Raw genomic sequence first — 16,601 nt, 5'->3', positions numbered from 1 at the left:
ATTCATGAACACGATGATGTAAGGTACGCCTACTTGGCGGGCCAACAGGATGTGTTCGCGGGTTTGCGGCATAGGACCGTCGGCAGCGGAACATACCAAGATTGCGCCGTCCATTTGTGCGGCACCGGTAATCATGTTTTTAACGTAGTCGGCGTGTCCCGGGCAGTCTACGTGTGCGTAGTGGCGGGTTTCGGTTTCGTATTCTACGTGTGAGGTATTAATGGTAATACCGCGGGCTTTTTCTTCGGGAGCGTTATCGATTTGGTCGTAAGCTTTTGCAGCACCGCCGAATTTTTTAGCCAAAATAGTAGTCAAAGCAGCAGTCAGGGTGGTTTTACCATGGTCAACGTGACCGATGGTGCCAACGTTTACGTGCGGTTTGCTACGTTCAAATTTTTCCTTTGCCATGAGCTAATTCCTTTACATTAAAGATCGATTAAAGAACAGAGGTCGTCTGAAAAATCATTTCAGCCTTTCAGACGACCTATTTGCCTGATTAGCCTTTACGGGCTTCAGTTACAGCAGCAGCTATGTGGGCAGGAGCTTCAGAATATTTCTTGAACTCCATAGAGTAAGTAGCGCGGCCTTGGGTTGCAGAACGCAGGTCGGTAGAATAACCGAACATTTCTGCCAGAGGTACTTCGGCACGGACTTTTTTACCTCCGATACCGTCATCATCCATACCCAATACGACGCCGCGACGACGGTTCAAGTCGCCCATTACGTCACCCATGTATTCTTCAGGGGTTTCCACTTCAACTGCCATGATTGGCTCAAGCAGAGCAGGATTGGCTTTACGCATACCTTCTTTGAAGGCTTGGGAAGCAGCCAATTCGAAGGCCAGTTGAGAGGAGTCGACGTCGTGTGAAGAACCGAAGATCAAACGTACGCGTACGTCAACTACTGGGTAACCTGCAACGATACCGTTAGGCAGGGTATCGCGGATACCTTTATCGACAGACGGAATGAATTCGCGAGGAATCACACCACCTTTAATTTCGTCGATAAATTCGTAGCCTGCACCACCCGGCTCCATAGGTTCCATTTTGATCACAACGTGACCGTATTGACCTTTACCACCGGATTGTTTGGCGTGTTTGTATTCGGCTTCGACTTCTTTGCGGATGGTTTCGCGGTAAGCCACTTGAGGCGCACCGATATTCGCTTCCACGCCGAATTCGCGTTTCATACGGTCAACAATAATTTCCAAGTGCAGCTCACCCATACCGGAAATAATGGTTTGACCGGATTCCTCGTCTGTACGGACACGGAAAGAAGGGTCTTCCTTAGCCAGACGGTTCAGGGCGATACCCATTTTCTCTTGGTCGGCTTTGGTTTTCGGCTCAACGGCAATATGGATTACCGGCTCAGGGAATTCCATACGTTCCAAGATGATCGGCGCGCTTTCTGCACACAAGGTTTCACCGGTAGTAACGTCTTTCAGACCGATAGCGGCTGCGATGTCGCCAGCACGTACTTCCTCGATTTCAGTACGGTCTGCAGCAGTCATTTGTACCAAACGACCGATACGTTCACGAGTGCCTTTTACAGAGTTCAATACGGTATCACCGGATTTCACGACACCGGAGTAAACGCGGATGAAAGTCAGCTGACCAACGTATTTGTCGTTCAACATTTTGAACGCTAATGCAGAGAATTTCTCTTCATCGCTGGCTTGGCGGCTGTCGGCTTCTTCAGTGTTAGGGTTAACACCTTGAACCGGAGGAATATCGGTAGGAGCAGGCAGCAATTCTACAACTGCGTCCAACATCCGTTGAACACCTTTGTTTTTAAATGCGGAACCACACAACATCGGCTGAATTTCGCCTGCCAAAGTACGTTGACGCAATGCGCCTACGATTTCTTCCTCGGTCAGCTCGTCGCCGCCCAAATATTTATCCATCAATTCTTCGCTGGCTTCAGCTGCGGCTTCAATCATGTTTTGACGCCATTCTTCAGCAGTTTCAACCAATTCAGCGGGAATGTCGCCATAGGTAAAGGTTGTACCTTTATCGGCTTCATTCCAGATGATAGATTTCATTTTCAGCAGGTCAACAACACCGGTGAAACTGTCTTCTGCACCTACCGGAATGACGATAGGAACTGGGTTTGCGCGCAAACGGGTTTTCATTTGCTCGACAACGCGGAAGAAGTTGGCACCTTGACGGTCCATTTTATTTACAAACGCCAAGCGTGGCACTTGGTATTTGTTGGCTTGACGCCATACGGTTTCAGATTGAGGTTGAACACCACCCACCGCGCAGTAAACCATTACCGCACCATCCAATACACGCATAGAACGCTCTACCTCTACGGTAAAGTCAACGTGTCCCGGGGTGTCAATAATGTTGAAGCGGTGTTCGGGGAATTGTTTCGCCATACCTGACCAGTAGGAAGTAACGGCAGCAGAGGTAATGGTAATACCACGTTCTTGCTCTTGTTCCATGTAGTCGGTAGTAGCCGCGCCATCATGTACCTCGCCCAATTTGTGGGTCAAACCAGTATAGAACAAAATACGTTCTGTAGTCGTGGTTTTACCCGCGTCAATATGGGCGGAAATACCGATGTTGCGGTACAGGCTGATCGGGGTCTTACGAGCCATTTTATTAGCCTTTCAAAATTAGAAACGGAAGTGAGAGAATGCTTTGTTGGCTTCAGCCATGCGATGTACTTCTTCACGTTTTTTCAACGCACCGCCGCGGCCTTCGGACGCATCAATCAACTCGCCTGCCAAACGCAGGTCCATGGATTTCTCACCACGTTTGCGGGCCGCATCGCGAACCCAGCGCATTGCAAGAGCCAGACGGCGTGAAGGACGAACCTCAACAGGAACTTGGTAGTTTGCACCACCTACACGGCGGCTTTTCACTTCCACGATAGGTTTGGCGTTTGCAATGGCTTCATTGAATACTTCGATTGCTGCTTTGCCGGTTTTTTTCTCAATTTGCTCCAACGCACCGTAAACGATACGCTCGGCAACAGATTTTTTACCGTCAATCATCAATACGTTCATGAATTTAGTCAGCTCGACGCTGCCGAATTTAGGATCAGGCAATACATCGCGCTTGGGGACTTCTCTACGTCTTGGCATTTTAATTTCCTTTAATCTATTCAGTCGGGTCAATTCCCATGAATACCCAATAGAGTATTCACTTACTCGGCCGTTGTTCAGCTTAGGCGGCCGACGTGCCTATTTAAGTCCCTGTAATTATTTAGGACGCTTAGCACCGTATTTAGAACGGGCTTGTTTACGGTCTTTAACACCTGCGGTATCCAAAGAACCGCGTACAGTGTGGTAACGCACACCCGGCAAGTCTTTTACACGACCGCCGCGAATCAGTACGACGCTGTGCTCTTGCAGGTTGTGGCCTTCACCGCCGATGTATGAAATCACTTCAAAACCGTTGGTCAGGCGAACTTTACATACTTTACGCAATGCAGAGTTAGGTTTTTTAGGGGTAGTCGTGTATACACGGGTGCATACGCCGCGTTTTTGCGGGCAGGCTTCCAGCGCAGGCACTTTGTTTACGTACACGGGCTTTTGACGGCCTTTGCGTACCAATTGGTTGATAGTTGGCATATTTTCTCGTCCTGTTGAGTTAAATACTTGCCGACACCATGTCGGCAAGAGTGGAATTATATTTTTATTGCAAGAGTTTAGTCAAGCAAACGGTAGAGAAAAGTTGGTATTTTGTATTTACTAAGAACTATTTAGCAACTGAGGTCGTCTGAAATGGATAAAGAGTTCTCAAACTCTGCACTCCCTATTTCAGACGACCTTTATCAAAAATAAGTCAATTCGCAACTCCATTAGAGCCACCCTTCCTACCGTACTTTTCACAACGGCATTGATATAGTGGATTAAATTTAAATCAGGACAAGGCGACGAAGCCGCAGACAGTACAGATAGTACGGAACCGATTCACTTGGTGCTTCAGCACCTTAGAGAATCGTTCTCTTTGAGCTAAGGCGAGGCAACGCCGTACTGGTTTAAAGTTAAGCCACTATAATCCACACAGGTCGTCTGAAAAAGAAAACCGCAAGTGATATTGCCTTGCGGTTTTCTTTCAAACAAACATCCTACGGATTATTCATCTGTTGCTTCGATTTCGGAAGCTTCTTGCTCCGCTTCCTGCCATTGCTGGCGACGGCTGCGGTGGTAGGTCAAACCAGTACCGGCAGGAATCAGACGACCTACGATTACGTTCTCTTTCAGACCACGCAACTCGTCTTGTTTGCCCATAATGGCAGCTTCGGTCAGAACGCGGGTCGTTTCTTGGAACGATGCGGCAGAAATGAAGCTGTCGGTTGACAAGGAGGCTTTGGTAATACCCAACAATACGTTTTCGTAACGTGCTGGTTCTTTGCCTTCTTCCAAAGCTTTTTCATTGGCTGTCATGACATCACCGCGTTCGACTTGCTCACCGGTAATGAATTCGGTTTCACCTGAATCGACAATATTCACACGGCGCAGCATCTGACGGATGATGACTTCGATGTGTTTATCGGAAATCTTCACACCTTGAAGACGGTAAACCTCTTGCACTTCTTGAACGATATAACGCGCCAGTGCTTCGATACCTTGCAAACGCAGAATATCATGAGGATCTACCGCTCCGTCCACAATGGTTTCGCCACGGTTTACCACTTGACCGTCGTGCACCAAAATTTGTTTCTCTTTGGAAATCAAAGTCTCGTATGCTACGCCGTCTACATCAGTGATAATCAGACGCTGTTTGCCTTTAGTCTCTTTACCGAATGAAACGGTACCGGTGATTTCTGCCAACATACCTGCATCTTTCGGCACACGTGCTTCAAACAACTCGGCAACGCGCGGCAGACCACCGGTAATATCGCGGGTTTTGGAAGAGGCTTGCGGGATACGCGCCAATACGTCGCCTTTACCAACTTCCTGACCTTCGCGCACGGTAATCACTGCACCCACAGGGAATGCCATAGATACCGGAGTAGAGGTACCCGGAATGCAGATTTCCAGACCGTTTTCATCCAACAGTTTTACAGTAGGACGCAGCAGTTTGGATGCACTGCCGGAGCGGCGTTTGCCGTCAATAACCACCAAAGTGGACAAACCGGTTACATCGTCAGTTTGTTTGGCAACGGTTACACCCTCTTCAACATTTTCGAATTTCACCCAACCTGCGTGTTCGGTAATCATCGGACGGGTATGCGGATCCCAGGTTGCCAACGTTTGACCGGCTTTGATGGCTTCACCGTCTTGAACCATCAAGATAGCACCGTAAGGTACTTTGTGGCGTTCGCGTTCACGACCGATGTCATCATGGATAACGACTTCGCAAGAGCGGCCGATAACAACCAATTCGCCTTTGTTGTTGGCAACATAACGCATTTGGCTGCTGAATCGTGCGGTACCGTTGGATTTGGCTTCAACTTGGCTGGCTGCTGCCGCACGGGATGCCGCACCACCGATGTGGAACGTACGCATGGTCAACTGGGTACCCGGTTCACCGATAGACTGAGCGGCAATCACGCCGACTGCTTCTCCGGCATTAACCAATTTGCCGCGTGCCAAATCGCGACCGTAACAGTGCGCACACAAGCCATGGCGGGTTTTACAAGTAATTGGGGTACGGACTTTGACTTCATCGACACCAGATTGGTCAATCATATCCACCAGTTTTTCAGTCAACAACGTACCGGCTTCAACCAAGGTCTCGCCACTTGACGGATCGACAACGTCAGACGCGGTAACACGACCCAAAATACGATCGCGCAATGCTTCAATCACATCACCGCCTTGTACGACTGCCTTCATGACAAAGCCGTCTGAAGTGCCACAATCGTCTTCAACAACGACCAAGTCTTGAGTTACGTCTACCAGACGACGGGTCAGGTAACCGGAGTTCGCGGTTTTCAATGCGGTATCCGCCAAACCCTTACGCGCACCGTGTGTCGCAATAAAGTATTGTAATACGGTCAGACCTTCGCGGAAGTTTGAGGTAATCGGCGTTTCAATAATCGAGCCGTCTGGTTTTGCCATCAAGCCACGCATACCAGACAACTGTTTAATCTGAGCCGCAGAACCACGAGCACCAGAGTCTGCCATCATATAGATGGAGTTGAATGACTCTTGATCGACTTCGTTGCCATCACGATCGATAACTTTTTGTTTGGACAAGTTATCCATCATCGCTTTAGCGATTTTATCGCCGGCACGACCCCAAATATCCACCACTTTGTTGTAGCGTTCGCCGTTGGTTACCAAACCTTGACGGTATTGGTCTTCGATTTCTTTAACCTCGGCATTGGCTTCAGCCAACAAGGCTGCTTTTTCTTTCGGAATCTCCATGTCGTCAACAGCAATGGAAATACCGCCTTTGGCTGCGAATCCGAAACCGGTATACATCAAGTGGTCGGCGAAGATAACCGTATCGCGCAAACCGCATAAGCGGAACGATGCGTTAATCAGCTTGGAAATTTCTTTTTTCTTCAGCGCTTTGTTGATGTATTCGAACGGCAGGCCTTTAGGCAGGATTTCGCTCAACAATGCACGACCGACAGTCGTTTCGTAACGGGTAACGACTGGCTCGAATTCGCCAGCTTCGTTTTTCACCCATTCACGCAGACGTACGGTAATTTTCGTACCCAGTTCAACCTGTTTGGTATGGTATGCACGATGCACTTCTTTCACATCAGCAAACAGACTGCCCTCACCTTTGGCATTGATGCGGTCGCGGGTCATGTAGTACAGGCCCAATACGATGTCTTGGGAAGGTACGATAATCGGTTCGCCGTTTGCAGGAGACAATACGTTGTTTGAAGCCAGCATCAGGGTGCGCGCTTCCATTTGCGCTTCTAAGCTCAATGGAACGTGTACCGCCATTTGGTCACCGTCAAAGTCGGCGTTAAATGCGGCACATACCAACGGATGCAACTGAATGGCTTTACCTTCAATCAGGATGGGTTCAAACGCTTGAATACCCAAACGGTGCAGGGTCGGCGCACGGTTCAGCATAATCGGATGTTCGCGGATGACTTCTTCCAAGATGTCCCATACTTCTGGTACTTCTTGTTCTACCAATTTTTTCGCTGCTTTAACGGTAGAGGCCAGACCTTGTTTTTCCAGTTTATGGAAAATGAACGGTTTGAACAGTTCCAAAGCCATTTTTTTCGGCAGACCGCATTGGTGCAGACGCAGGTATGGACCTACGGTAATCACGGAACGACCGGAGTAGTCCACACGTTTACCCAGCAGGTTTTGACGGAAACGACCGCCCTTACCTTTAATCATGTCTGCCAATGATTTCAACGGACGTTTGTTGGCACCGGTCATGGCTTTACCGCGACGGCCGTTATCCAACAGCGAGTCAACTGCTTCTTGCAACATACGTTTTTCGTTGCGGACAATGATGTCAGGAGCGTGCAGTTCCAGCAGGCGTTTCAGACGATTGTTCCGATTGATGACGCGACGGTATAAATCGTTCAAATCGGAAGTGGCAAAACGACCGCCATCCAACGGCACCAAAGGACGCAAATCAGGCGGCAATACTGGCAGCACGTCCATAATCATCCACTCCAGTTTCATACCGGAACGGTGGAAGGCTTCCAACACTTTCAAGCGTTTGGCGATTTTTTTGATTTTGGTATCTGAACCGGTCGACTCAAGCTCTTGGCGCAGGATTTCGATTTCGCCTGCTACATCCAAGGTGCGCAACAATTCGCGGATACCTTCCGCACCCATTTTGGCATCGAAATCGTCGCCGTATTCGTCCAGTTTGTTGTAGTAGTCATCTTCAGTCAGCAATTGACGGCGTTGCAGCGGAGTCATGCCGGGGTCGGTCACAACAAATGCTTCAAAGTACAATACGCGTTCAATGTCGCGCAAAGTCATGTCCAACACCATGCCCAAACGAGAAGGCAGGGATTTCAAGAACCAAATGTGTGCAACAGGTGCGGCCAATTCGATATGACCCATGCGTTCGCGGCGTACTTTGGACAAAGTCACTTCCACGCCACATTTTTCACAGGTTACACCTTTAAATTTCAAGCGTTTATATTTTCCGCACAAGCATTCGTAGTCTTTGACCGGACCAAAGATTTTGGCGCAGAACAGACCGTCACGCTCAGGTTTGAACGTACGATAGTTGATGGTTTCAGGCTTTTTAACTTCGCCGTAAGACCATGAACGGATGGTTTCGGGAGAAGCAATGCCGATTTTGATGGCATCAAACTCTTCTTCCATGCCGGCAGTTTGCAACGGATTAAATAAGTTCAACAAATTCATTTTTGCTCCTTGAAGGAAGTATTTTTACCGCATGGCGGATTTTCGATATTGGAAACGGTACGTTGCGGTTTCAGACGACCTGATATTTTCTTTCAGATTCCGATTAATTCATTCTTATTCTGCAACCGCTTTTTCAGACGGCCTAGAGAGGTCGTCTGAAAACTTCTGTTTAGTAACGTTCCAAATCGATATCCAAGCCCAGTGAGCGAATCTCTTTAACCAATACGTTGAAGGACTCAGGCATACCGGCATCGATTTTGTGTTCGCCTTTGACGATGTTCTCGTACATTTTGGTACGGCCTGTTACGTCGTCGGACTTCACAGTCAACATCTCTTGCAGCGTGTAGGCTGCGCCGTATGCTTCCAGCGCCCAAACCTCCATCTCACCGAAACGTTGGCCACCGAACTGAGCTTTACCGCCCAGAGGCTGTTGAGTAACCAAACTATACGGACCGGTAGAACGCGCGTGCATTTTTTCGTCAACCAAGTGGTGCAGCTTCAGATAGTGCATCACACCTACTGTTACCTTGCGGTCAAACGGTTCGCCAGAGCGTCCGTCATACAGCGTGATTTGGGTTTTGCTGTCGTTAAAGCCCAATTTTTCAACTTCAGGATCATCGCTTGGATAAGCCAAATTCAGCATTTCGCGGATTTCGGATTCTTTCGCACCGTCAAACACCGGTGATGCGAAAGATGCGCCTTTACGCAGGTTGGAAGCCAGTTCGATGATTTCTTCATCAGTCAAGGCATCCAAATCTTCTTTCTTACCGCTGCCGTTGTAGAGTTTGTTCAAGAACTCGCGCAACTCGCTGGCTTTGCGTTGTTCTTTCAGCATACGGTCGATACGCTCGCCGATACCTTTTGCTGCCCAACCCAAGTGAACTTCCAAAATCTGACCGATATTCATACGGGAAGGTACGCCCAACGGGTTCAGTACGATGTCCACAGGACGACCGTCCGCCATGTACGGCATATCTTCAACTGGCAGAATACGCGATACCACACCTTTGTTACCGTGGCGGCCCGCCATTTTGTCACCGGCTTGCAGACGGCGTTTGATGGCGATAAAGACTTTCACCATTTTTTGTACGCCAGGCTGCAGTTCGTCGCCTTGGGTCAGTTTTTTCTTCTTGATTTCGTACAACTCGTCCGCTTCTTCGCGTTTTTGTTGCAGACTCAATTTAATCAGTTCTAATTGTTTGGCCAAATCTTCATCAGCCAAACGGATATCGAACCAATCGTGTTTGCTAGGCAGACCCGCCAGATACTCTGTCGAGATTTCGCTGCCTTTGGCCAGCTTCATTGGACCACCGTTGGCTTTTTGGCCGACGATCATACGCTCAATACGGTCGAATGCGTCGTTATCGAAAATACGCAACTGGTCGCCCAAGTCTTGACGGTAACGTTTCAGCTCAGAATCAATAATGGATTGAGCACGTTTGTCGCGTTGGATACCTTCGCGGGTAAAGACTTGAACGTCGATAACCGTACCGCTCATACCGGTAGGCATACGCAAAGAGGTGTCTTTTACGTCGGATGCTTTTTCACCGAAGATGGCGCGCAACAGTTTTTCTTCCGGAGTCAGTTGGGTTTCGCCTTTAGGCGTTACTTTACCAACCAATACATCGCCGGCTTCCACTTCCGCACCGATGTAAACGATACCGGATTCATCCAAACGGTTTTGCATACGCTCGGACAAATTCGGAATATCGCGGGTAATATCTTCTGCACCCAGCTTGGTATCGCGGGCAACGACATTCAATTCCTCAATGTGAATCGAAGTATAGCGGTCGTCCGCAGCCACTTTTTCGGAAATCAGAATCGAGTCTTCATAGTTATAACCGTTCCACGGCATGAAAGCGATGGTCATGTTCTGACCCAAAGCCAATTCACCCAGATCGGTGGATGCACCGTCAGCAATCAAATCGCCGCGTTGCAAAACGTCGCCGGCTTTGACCGCAGGACGTTGGTTGATATTGGTAGATTGGTTGGAACGGGTGAATTTAACCAAGTTGTAAATATCGACACCTACCTCACCGGCAGTCGCTTCGTCGTCATGAACACGAATCACAACACGGTTGGCATCTACATACTCAACCACACCGCCGCGACGGGCAACGATTGCAGTAGCAGAGTCAACGGCAACAGAACGTTCGATACCGGTACCAACCATCGGTTTTTCAGGACGCAGGCACGGTACGGCCTGACGTTGCATGTTGGCACCCATCAATGCACGGTTCGCATCATCGTGCTCCAAGAACGGAATCAGAGATGCCGCTACAGATACCACTTGACCGGTTGCCACGTCCATATATTGCACACGGTCAGGCGTTGCCATAATGGTTTCGCCTTTTTCACGACAAGTGACCAAGTCACCAATCAAATTACCGTCTTTGTCCAAATCAGCATTCGCCTGTGCAATCACATAGCGGCCTTCTTCGATAGCAGACAAGTAATCGATTTCCTCGGTTACTTTGCCGTCGATAACGCGGCGATAAGGAGTTTCCAAGAAACCATAATCATTGGTACGTGCATAAACGGACAATGAGTTAATCAAACCGATGTTCGGACCTTCAGGCGTTTCAATCGGACATACGCGGCCATAGTGAGTCGGATGCACGTCTCGCACCTCGAAACCGGCACGTTCACGGGTCAAACCACCCGGGCCTAACGCAGATACACGGCGTTTATGGGTTACTTCAGACAAGGGGTTGGTCTGATCCATAAACTGACTCAATTGGCTTGAGCCGAAGAATTCTTTGATGGCGGCAGAAACAGGTTTCGCATTAATCAAATCATGCGGCATTAAGTTTTCTGATTCCGCTTGATTCAGGCGTTCTTTTACGGCACGTTCCACACGAGCCAACCCGCTGCGGAATTGGTTTTCAGTCAACTCACCTACCGAACGCACGCGACGGTTACCCAAGTGGTCAATATCGTCCACTTCGCCATGACCGTTACGCAATTCAACCAAAGTAGCAATTGAGGCAACAATATCTTCAACGCTCAGGACATAACCGCCTTTTTCGGCAGCACCTGCGAAAGTTTCGTTCAACAAACGGCCATACCAAGAATGTTGTTGTGCTTCAGACAATTTTTGTTCATAAGTACGCGTATTGAATTTCATACGGCCTACGCGAGACAAATCGTAGCTGTCTTCACTGAAGAACAAGCGGTTAAACAACTGCTCGACTGCTTCCTCGGTAGGCGGTTCGCCCGGGCGCATCATGCGGTAAATCGCAACACGCGCTGCTTGCTGATCAGCAGTCTCATCAGTACGCAGAGTATTGGAAATATAGCCACCTTGATCCAATTCATTAATGTAAAGCGTAGTAAGTTGTTTTACACCATGGATATCAAATTTTGCCAAAAACTCTTCAGTGATTTCATCGTTGGCAACAGCCAATACTTCACCCGTTTCAGGGTCAATCAAATCCGCGGCCAAAGCTTTGCCAATCAGGCTTTCCGGCTCCACATCCAAACGGGTTAATCCCGCATTGCTAATATCACGGATATTTTTTGCGGTAATACGTTTACCCTTAGCAACCAAGACGTTGCCTTCTTTATCCAAGATATCAACTTTGGCAGTTTCACCTTTCAGACGACCTACAACCAAATCAGTTTGGACACCATTTTCAGACAGATAGAACGTTTCTTTATCGTAGAAAATATCCAAGATCTGCTCATTGTTGTAGCCCAAGGCCTTCAACAAAATCGTAACCGGCATTTTACGGCGACGGTCGATACGGAAATACAGCAAATCTTTCGGGTCAAATTCGAAATCCAACCACGAACCACGGTAAGGAATGATTCGAGCAGAGAACAACAATTTACCGGAGGAATGGGTTTTACCACGGTCATGCTCAAAGAACACGCCAGGAGAACGGTGCAACTGAGAAACAATCACACGTTCGGTACCGTTAATGACAAACGAACCGCTTGGAGTCATCAATGGGATTTCGCCCATGTACACTTCATTTTCACGAACTTCTTTGACTGTCGGTTTAGACGCTTCCTTGTCTAAAATAACCAATCGGATACGCGCGCGCAGGGGGGCGGCATAAGTGATTCCGCGCAATTGACATTCAGGAATATCGAACAAAGGCTCACCCAACGTGTAATGCACAAACTCCAGACGCGCATAACCGTTGTGACTTACGATAGGGAAAATAGAATTAAATGCAGCCTGCAGACCATCGTCAGTGCGCTGATCAAAAGCATTTTCTAATTGCAGAAATTTCGCATAAGAATCAATTTGTGTTGCCAACAAAAAGGGAACGTCCAATACGTTCTCTCGTTTTGCAAAACTCTTACGGATACGTTTTTTCTCGGTAAACGAATAGTTCATATACACTCCGAAAAGCAATTTTAAAAAAGAGGTCGTCTGAAATAACGCCTATTGTTTGTGTTATTTACATTTATTTAAACTTAGCTTGCGAATAAATTGCAAATAAATGTAAATAACAAATTAACCTAATAACAATAAGCAAAATAAGGCTGGCAGAAAAACTGCCAGCCTTAACAGGAAGCATCAAATTATTTGATTTCGACTTTAGCGCCGGCTTCTTCCAATTGTTTTTGAATGTCTTCAGCTTCAGCTTTAGAAACACCTTCTTTAAGAGTCTTAGGTGCACCATCAACGATGTCTTTAGCTTCTTTCAGACCCAGACCGGTAATTGCGCGAACTACTTTAATCACGCCAACTTTTTGGTCACCGGCAGAAGCCAATACTACGTCAAATTCAGTTTTTTCTTCAGCGGCAGCAGCACCAGCACCAGCAGGACCTGCAACTGCAACAGCAGCAGCAGAAACGCCGAATTTTTCTTCAAAAGCTTTAACCAAGTCGTTCAATTCCATTACGGTCAAAGAACCAACTGCTTCCAAAATGTCTTCTTTAGTAATAGCCATGCTATTTATACTCCAAATATTGTATTAAAAAATAATTGATTAACAGAAACAAAATTGATTAAGCGGCTTCTTCGCCTGCTTTTTTCTCTGCCAAAGCAGCCAAACCGCGCGCAAAGCCTGATACAGGAGCTTGCATAACGAACAACAGTTTGGACAACAGCTCTTCGCGGCTCGGAATAGAAGCCAACTCAGCAACCTGAGCAGCATTCATCACTTCACCATTGTAAGAACCGGCTTTAACTACAATCTTGTCATCTTTTTTCGCGAATTGGTGCAACACTTTAGCAGCAGCAACAGCATCTTCAGAAGCAGCATAAACCAACGGACCAACCATTTGATCAGCCAAAGCTGCGAATGAAGTACCCTCTACTGCACGACGAGCCAATGTATTTTTCAGAACACGCAAGTAAACGCCTTCTTTACGCGCATTAGCGCGAAGCTCAGTCATACTGGAAACACTGATACCGCGATATTCAGCAACCACGAGAGTCTGAGCGTTAGCAATTGCTGCGCTGATTTCCTCTACGGCTACTTTCTTGGTTTCAATATTGAGACTCAAGGTCTACCTCCCACTGTTTATAAACAGGATATCGGAATGATATCCCACCAGCGCGGTAACCTAAAAAGACATCTTACAAGCAATCTTGCAATGTGTTTCAGGACTACCGTCTGCGTAGGGCAGTTACGATTAAATCTTGCGATCCCTACGGTCTTGGACATCTACTTAATTCTAAGTAGCCCAAATTCAAGCAACTCAGAAAGAGTTGCTTGAAAATTTCTTAGATTAGTCATTCACGCTTGATGTATCAACGCGAACACCTAAACCCATAGTACTGGATACAGCAACTTTTTTCAGATACTGACCTTTAGCAGCAGCAGGTTTAGCTTTAACGATAGCATCCAGCAATGCATCAAAGTTCTCTTTCAAATCAGCCTCAGCGAATGAAGCACGACCGATAGTTGCATGAACGATACCAGCTTTGTCTGTACGATATTGCACTTGACCTGCTTTTGCATTTTTAACTGCTTCAGCCACATTAGGAGTAACAGTACCCACTTTAGGGTTTGGCATCAAGCCACGTGGACCCAAGATGGTACCCAATTGACCAACGATGCGCATTGCATCAGGAGAAGCAATAACAACGTCAAAGTTCAGATTACCTGCTTTGATCTCAGCAGCCAAATCTTCAAAGCCGACAACATCAGCACCAGCTTCTTTAGCTGCATCAGCATTTGCACCTTGAGTAAATACTGCTACGCGGGTTGTTTTACCGGTACCTTTAGGCAGAACAACTGAACCACGGATAACTTGGTCAGATTTACGCGGATCAACACCCAAGTTGAAAGATACGTCAACAGACTCGTCAAATTTAGCAGTCGCTGCTTTTTTTACCAAAGCAATTGCTTCATCAATTGCATATAATTTATTGGCCTCAACAGAAGAGCGCAAAGCTTTCAAGCGTTTAGATACTTTAGCCATTATACAACACCCTCCACATCCAAACCCATTGAACGAGCAGAACCAGCAATAGTGCGAACAGCGGCATCCAAATCAGCAGCAGTCAAATCAGGCTCTTTAGTTTTAGCAATTTCTTCCAACTGAGCACGGGTCAATTTACCCACTTTATTTGTCAGAGGATTAGAACTACCTTTTTGCAGACCAGCAGCTTTTTTCAACAGAATAGAGGCTGGAGGAGTTTTCATCACAAAAGTGAATGACTTATCCGCAAAAGCAGTAATTACAACTGGAATCGGCAAACCAGGCTCCATGCCTTGAGTTGCAGCATTAAATGCTTTACAGAATTCCATAATATTCAGACCACGTTGACCCAAAGCAGGACCAACTGGGGGAGATGGATTGGCTTTACCTGCAGGAATTTGCAGTTTGATGTAGCCGATAATTTTCTTTGCCACTTATAGGACTCCTAAAAACGGGTATAGCGCGGAACCATTTCCGCTTCCCAAAAAAGAATTCAGTATTATATTTACTTAGAGATTTTTTTTCAAGGGATTTAAAAACTTAAATCTTTTCTACTTGACCAAACTCCAGCTCAACCGGGGTTTCACGACCAAAAATCTGAACAGAAACCCTCAATTTATTACGCTCATAATTCACTTCATCTACAATACCGTTGAAGTCAGCAAAAGGTCCTTCGTTTACACGAACTTGCTGTCCCACTTCAAATTCAACTTTAGGTTTAGGCTTCTCAACCCCAGAACGAACCTGTTGCAAGATTGCATCAGCTTCTCTTTGAGAAATCGGAGTAGGCTTATTTGCCGTACCACCAATAAAGCCTGAAACTCGAGGGGTACTTTTCACCAAATGCCATGAGTCATCGGTCATTTCCATTTCGACCAAAACATAGCCCGGATAAAACTTACGCTCGCTAATGGTTTTACGACCATTTTTAATATCGACCACTTCTTCAACCGGAACAAGAATCTGACCGAAATAACCTTCCATGCCTTCGCGAGCGATACGCTCTTTTAGGGTCTTCTGGACATTTTTCTCAAAGCCGGAATAAGCCTGCACAACATACCAACGTTTTGACATTTTTACCCCCTCTTCAACAACACATCAAAAAACAGCCAGGAAATAGCACTGTCTGCCGCGTAAATAAATACTGCCAAGATTGCAACAAATATAACGACGAAGATCGTCATCTTAACTGCATCATCTCGCGTAGGCCAAACAACTTTTTTAAACTCAGACCATGAGTTTTTAAAATAGGAAAGCAGCCCTTCTCGCTTAGGCGGCGTAGAATGATTGCCGGATGTTACAAGCTGACCCGACTTTTCTGCTTTATGTTCAGATGTATGTTCAGTCATCTTTACTCACTCACCACAGCATCAAAGTCGCACTATCTCACTCATGCAATGGTTTAAATTAATTACTAAAAAAGAAATGCAAAAAAATTAACCGGCACAGGGCCGGTTAATTTTTTATTTGGCAGGCCAAGAGGGTCTCGAACCCCCAACCCTCGGTTTTGGAGACCGATACTCTACCAATTGAGCTATTGGCCTCTAAACTTAAGCGATGATAGAAGAAACCACACCTGCACCTACGGTACGGCCACCTTCGCGAATCGCAAAGCGCAAACCTTCTTCCATAGCGATAGGCGCAATCAGTTCTACAGTAATGGCTACGTTCTCACCAGGCATAACCATTTCTACACCTTCTTCCAAAGTAACCGCGCCGGTTACGTCGGTAGTACGGAAGTAGAATTGAGGACGATAGTTAGCGAAGAACGGAGTATGACGACCACCCTCTTCTTTGCTCAATACGTACACTTCTGCTTTGAATTTAGTGTGCGGAGTGATGGTACCCGGTTTAGCCAATACTTGACCGCGTTCCACTTCTTCACGTTTGGTACCGCGCAGCAATACGCCTACGTTGTCACCGGCTTGACCTTCGTCCAGCAGTTTGCGG

Annotated in this window: 13 protein-coding genes, 1 tRNA gene and 1 pseudogene; 1 reads left to right on the top strand and 14 read right to left on the bottom strand. The window is 47.0% G+C overall.

Translation table 11 applies throughout. The annotated features are described in order from the left end of the window. The 4 genes from HMPREF1028_RS10305 to rpsL all read right to left on the bottom strand — a co-directional run. The coding region (locus tag HMPREF1028_RS10305; protein ID WP_009312700.1) for a GTP-binding protein at positions 1 to 408 on the bottom strand (408 nt) is incomplete at its 3' end. 88 nt (positions 409 to 496) lie between these two features. After that, on the bottom strand, positions 497 to 2,602 hold the full coding sequence (fusA, locus tag HMPREF1028_RS10300; protein ID WP_003760496.1) for an elongation factor G: 2,106 nt from the start codon (positions 2,600 to 2,602) through the stop codon (positions 497 to 499). A gap of 18 nt (positions 2,603 to 2,620) precedes the next feature. Continuing rightward, positions 2,621 to 3,091: a 30S ribosomal protein S7 gene (rpsG, locus tag HMPREF1028_RS10295; protein ID WP_003745196.1), complete on the bottom strand. Its 471-nt coding sequence runs from the start codon at positions 3,089 to 3,091 to the stop codon at positions 2,621 to 2,623. A 117-nt stretch (positions 3,092 to 3,208) separates the two neighbouring features. Beyond that, positions 3,209 to 3,580, bottom strand: coding sequence for a 30S ribosomal protein S12 (gene rpsL, locus HMPREF1028_RS10290; protein ID WP_002218431.1), 372 nt, complete (start codon positions 3,578 to 3,580; stop codon positions 3,209 to 3,211). Positions 3,581 to 3,852: 272 nt separating this feature from the next. Between rpsL and HMPREF1028_RS15570 the strand changes: the two are divergent. Continuing rightward, positions 3,853 to 3,915: pseudogene (locus tag HMPREF1028_RS15570) on the top strand (transposase); the annotation flags it as partial. Positions 3,916 to 4,087: 172 nt separating this feature from the next. Here HMPREF1028_RS15570 and rpoC read toward each other — a convergent pair. The 10 genes from rpoC to HMPREF1028_RS10240 all read right to left on the bottom strand — a co-directional run. Next, entirely contained in the window at positions 4,088 to 8,263 is a 4,176-nt protein-coding gene (gene rpoC, locus HMPREF1028_RS10285) for a DNA-directed RNA polymerase subunit beta' (protein WP_003760500.1), read from the bottom strand. 169 nt (positions 8,264 to 8,432) lie between these two features. Further along, positions 8,433 to 12,611 carry a DNA-directed RNA polymerase subunit beta gene (rpoB, locus tag HMPREF1028_RS10280; RefSeq protein ID WP_009312699.1) on the bottom strand — a complete coding sequence of 1,393 codons (4,179 nt, stop codon included), beginning with the start codon at positions 12,609 to 12,611 and terminating at the stop codon, positions 8,433 to 8,435. Between the two features lie 188 nt (positions 12,612 to 12,799). Next, complete coding sequence (gene rplL / locus HMPREF1028_RS10275) at positions 12,800 to 13,171, bottom strand: 50S ribosomal protein L7/L12 (RefSeq protein WP_003677916.1); 372 nt, start codon at positions 13,169 to 13,171, stop codon at positions 12,800 to 12,802. Between the two features lie 58 nt (positions 13,172 to 13,229). After that, positions 13,230 to 13,730, bottom strand: a complete 501-nt coding sequence (gene rplJ / locus HMPREF1028_RS10270; RefSeq protein WP_003760504.1) for a 50S ribosomal protein L10 — start codon at positions 13,728 to 13,730, stop codon at positions 13,230 to 13,232. Between the two features lie 225 nt (positions 13,731 to 13,955). After that, entirely contained in the window at positions 13,956 to 14,651 is a 696-nt protein-coding gene (rplA, locus tag HMPREF1028_RS10265) for a 50S ribosomal protein L1 (protein ID WP_036529622.1), read from the bottom strand. Beyond that, positions 14,651 to 15,085, bottom strand: coding sequence for a 50S ribosomal protein L11 (gene rplK, locus HMPREF1028_RS10260; protein ID WP_002220151.1), 435 nt, complete (start codon positions 15,083 to 15,085; stop codon positions 14,651 to 14,653). Before rplK ends, rplA begins: the two co-directional genes overlap by 1 nt. Positions 15,086 to 15,191: 106 nt before the next feature. Continuing rightward, positions 15,192 to 15,725 (bottom strand): transcription termination/antitermination protein NusG, encoded by a 534-nt coding sequence (gene nusG / locus HMPREF1028_RS10255; protein ID WP_003760509.1) that lies wholly within the window; start codon positions 15,723 to 15,725, stop codon positions 15,192 to 15,194. Between the two features lie 2 nt (positions 15,726 to 15,727). Next, positions 15,728 to 16,000, bottom strand: coding sequence for a preprotein translocase subunit SecE (gene secE, locus HMPREF1028_RS10250; protein WP_003779769.1), 273 nt, complete (start codon positions 15,998 to 16,000; stop codon positions 15,728 to 15,730). Between the two features lie 119 nt (positions 16,001 to 16,119). Next, positions 16,120 to 16,195 (bottom strand) — tRNA-Trp (locus HMPREF1028_RS10245). A 6-nt stretch (positions 16,196 to 16,201) separates the two neighbouring features. Further along, on the bottom strand, positions 16,202 to 16,601 hold a 400-nt coding region (locus tag HMPREF1028_RS10240), incomplete at its 5' end, for a hypothetical protein (RefSeq protein ID WP_009312697.1).

The organism is Neisseria sp. GT4A_CT1 (assembly GCF_000227275.1).
In the GTDB taxonomy this organism is placed as follows: Bacteria; Pseudomonadota; Gammaproteobacteria; order Burkholderiales; family Neisseriaceae; genus Neisseria.
The sequence above is the reverse complement of the archived record's forward strand: the minus strand, read 5'-3'. Positions and strand labels throughout refer to the sequence as shown.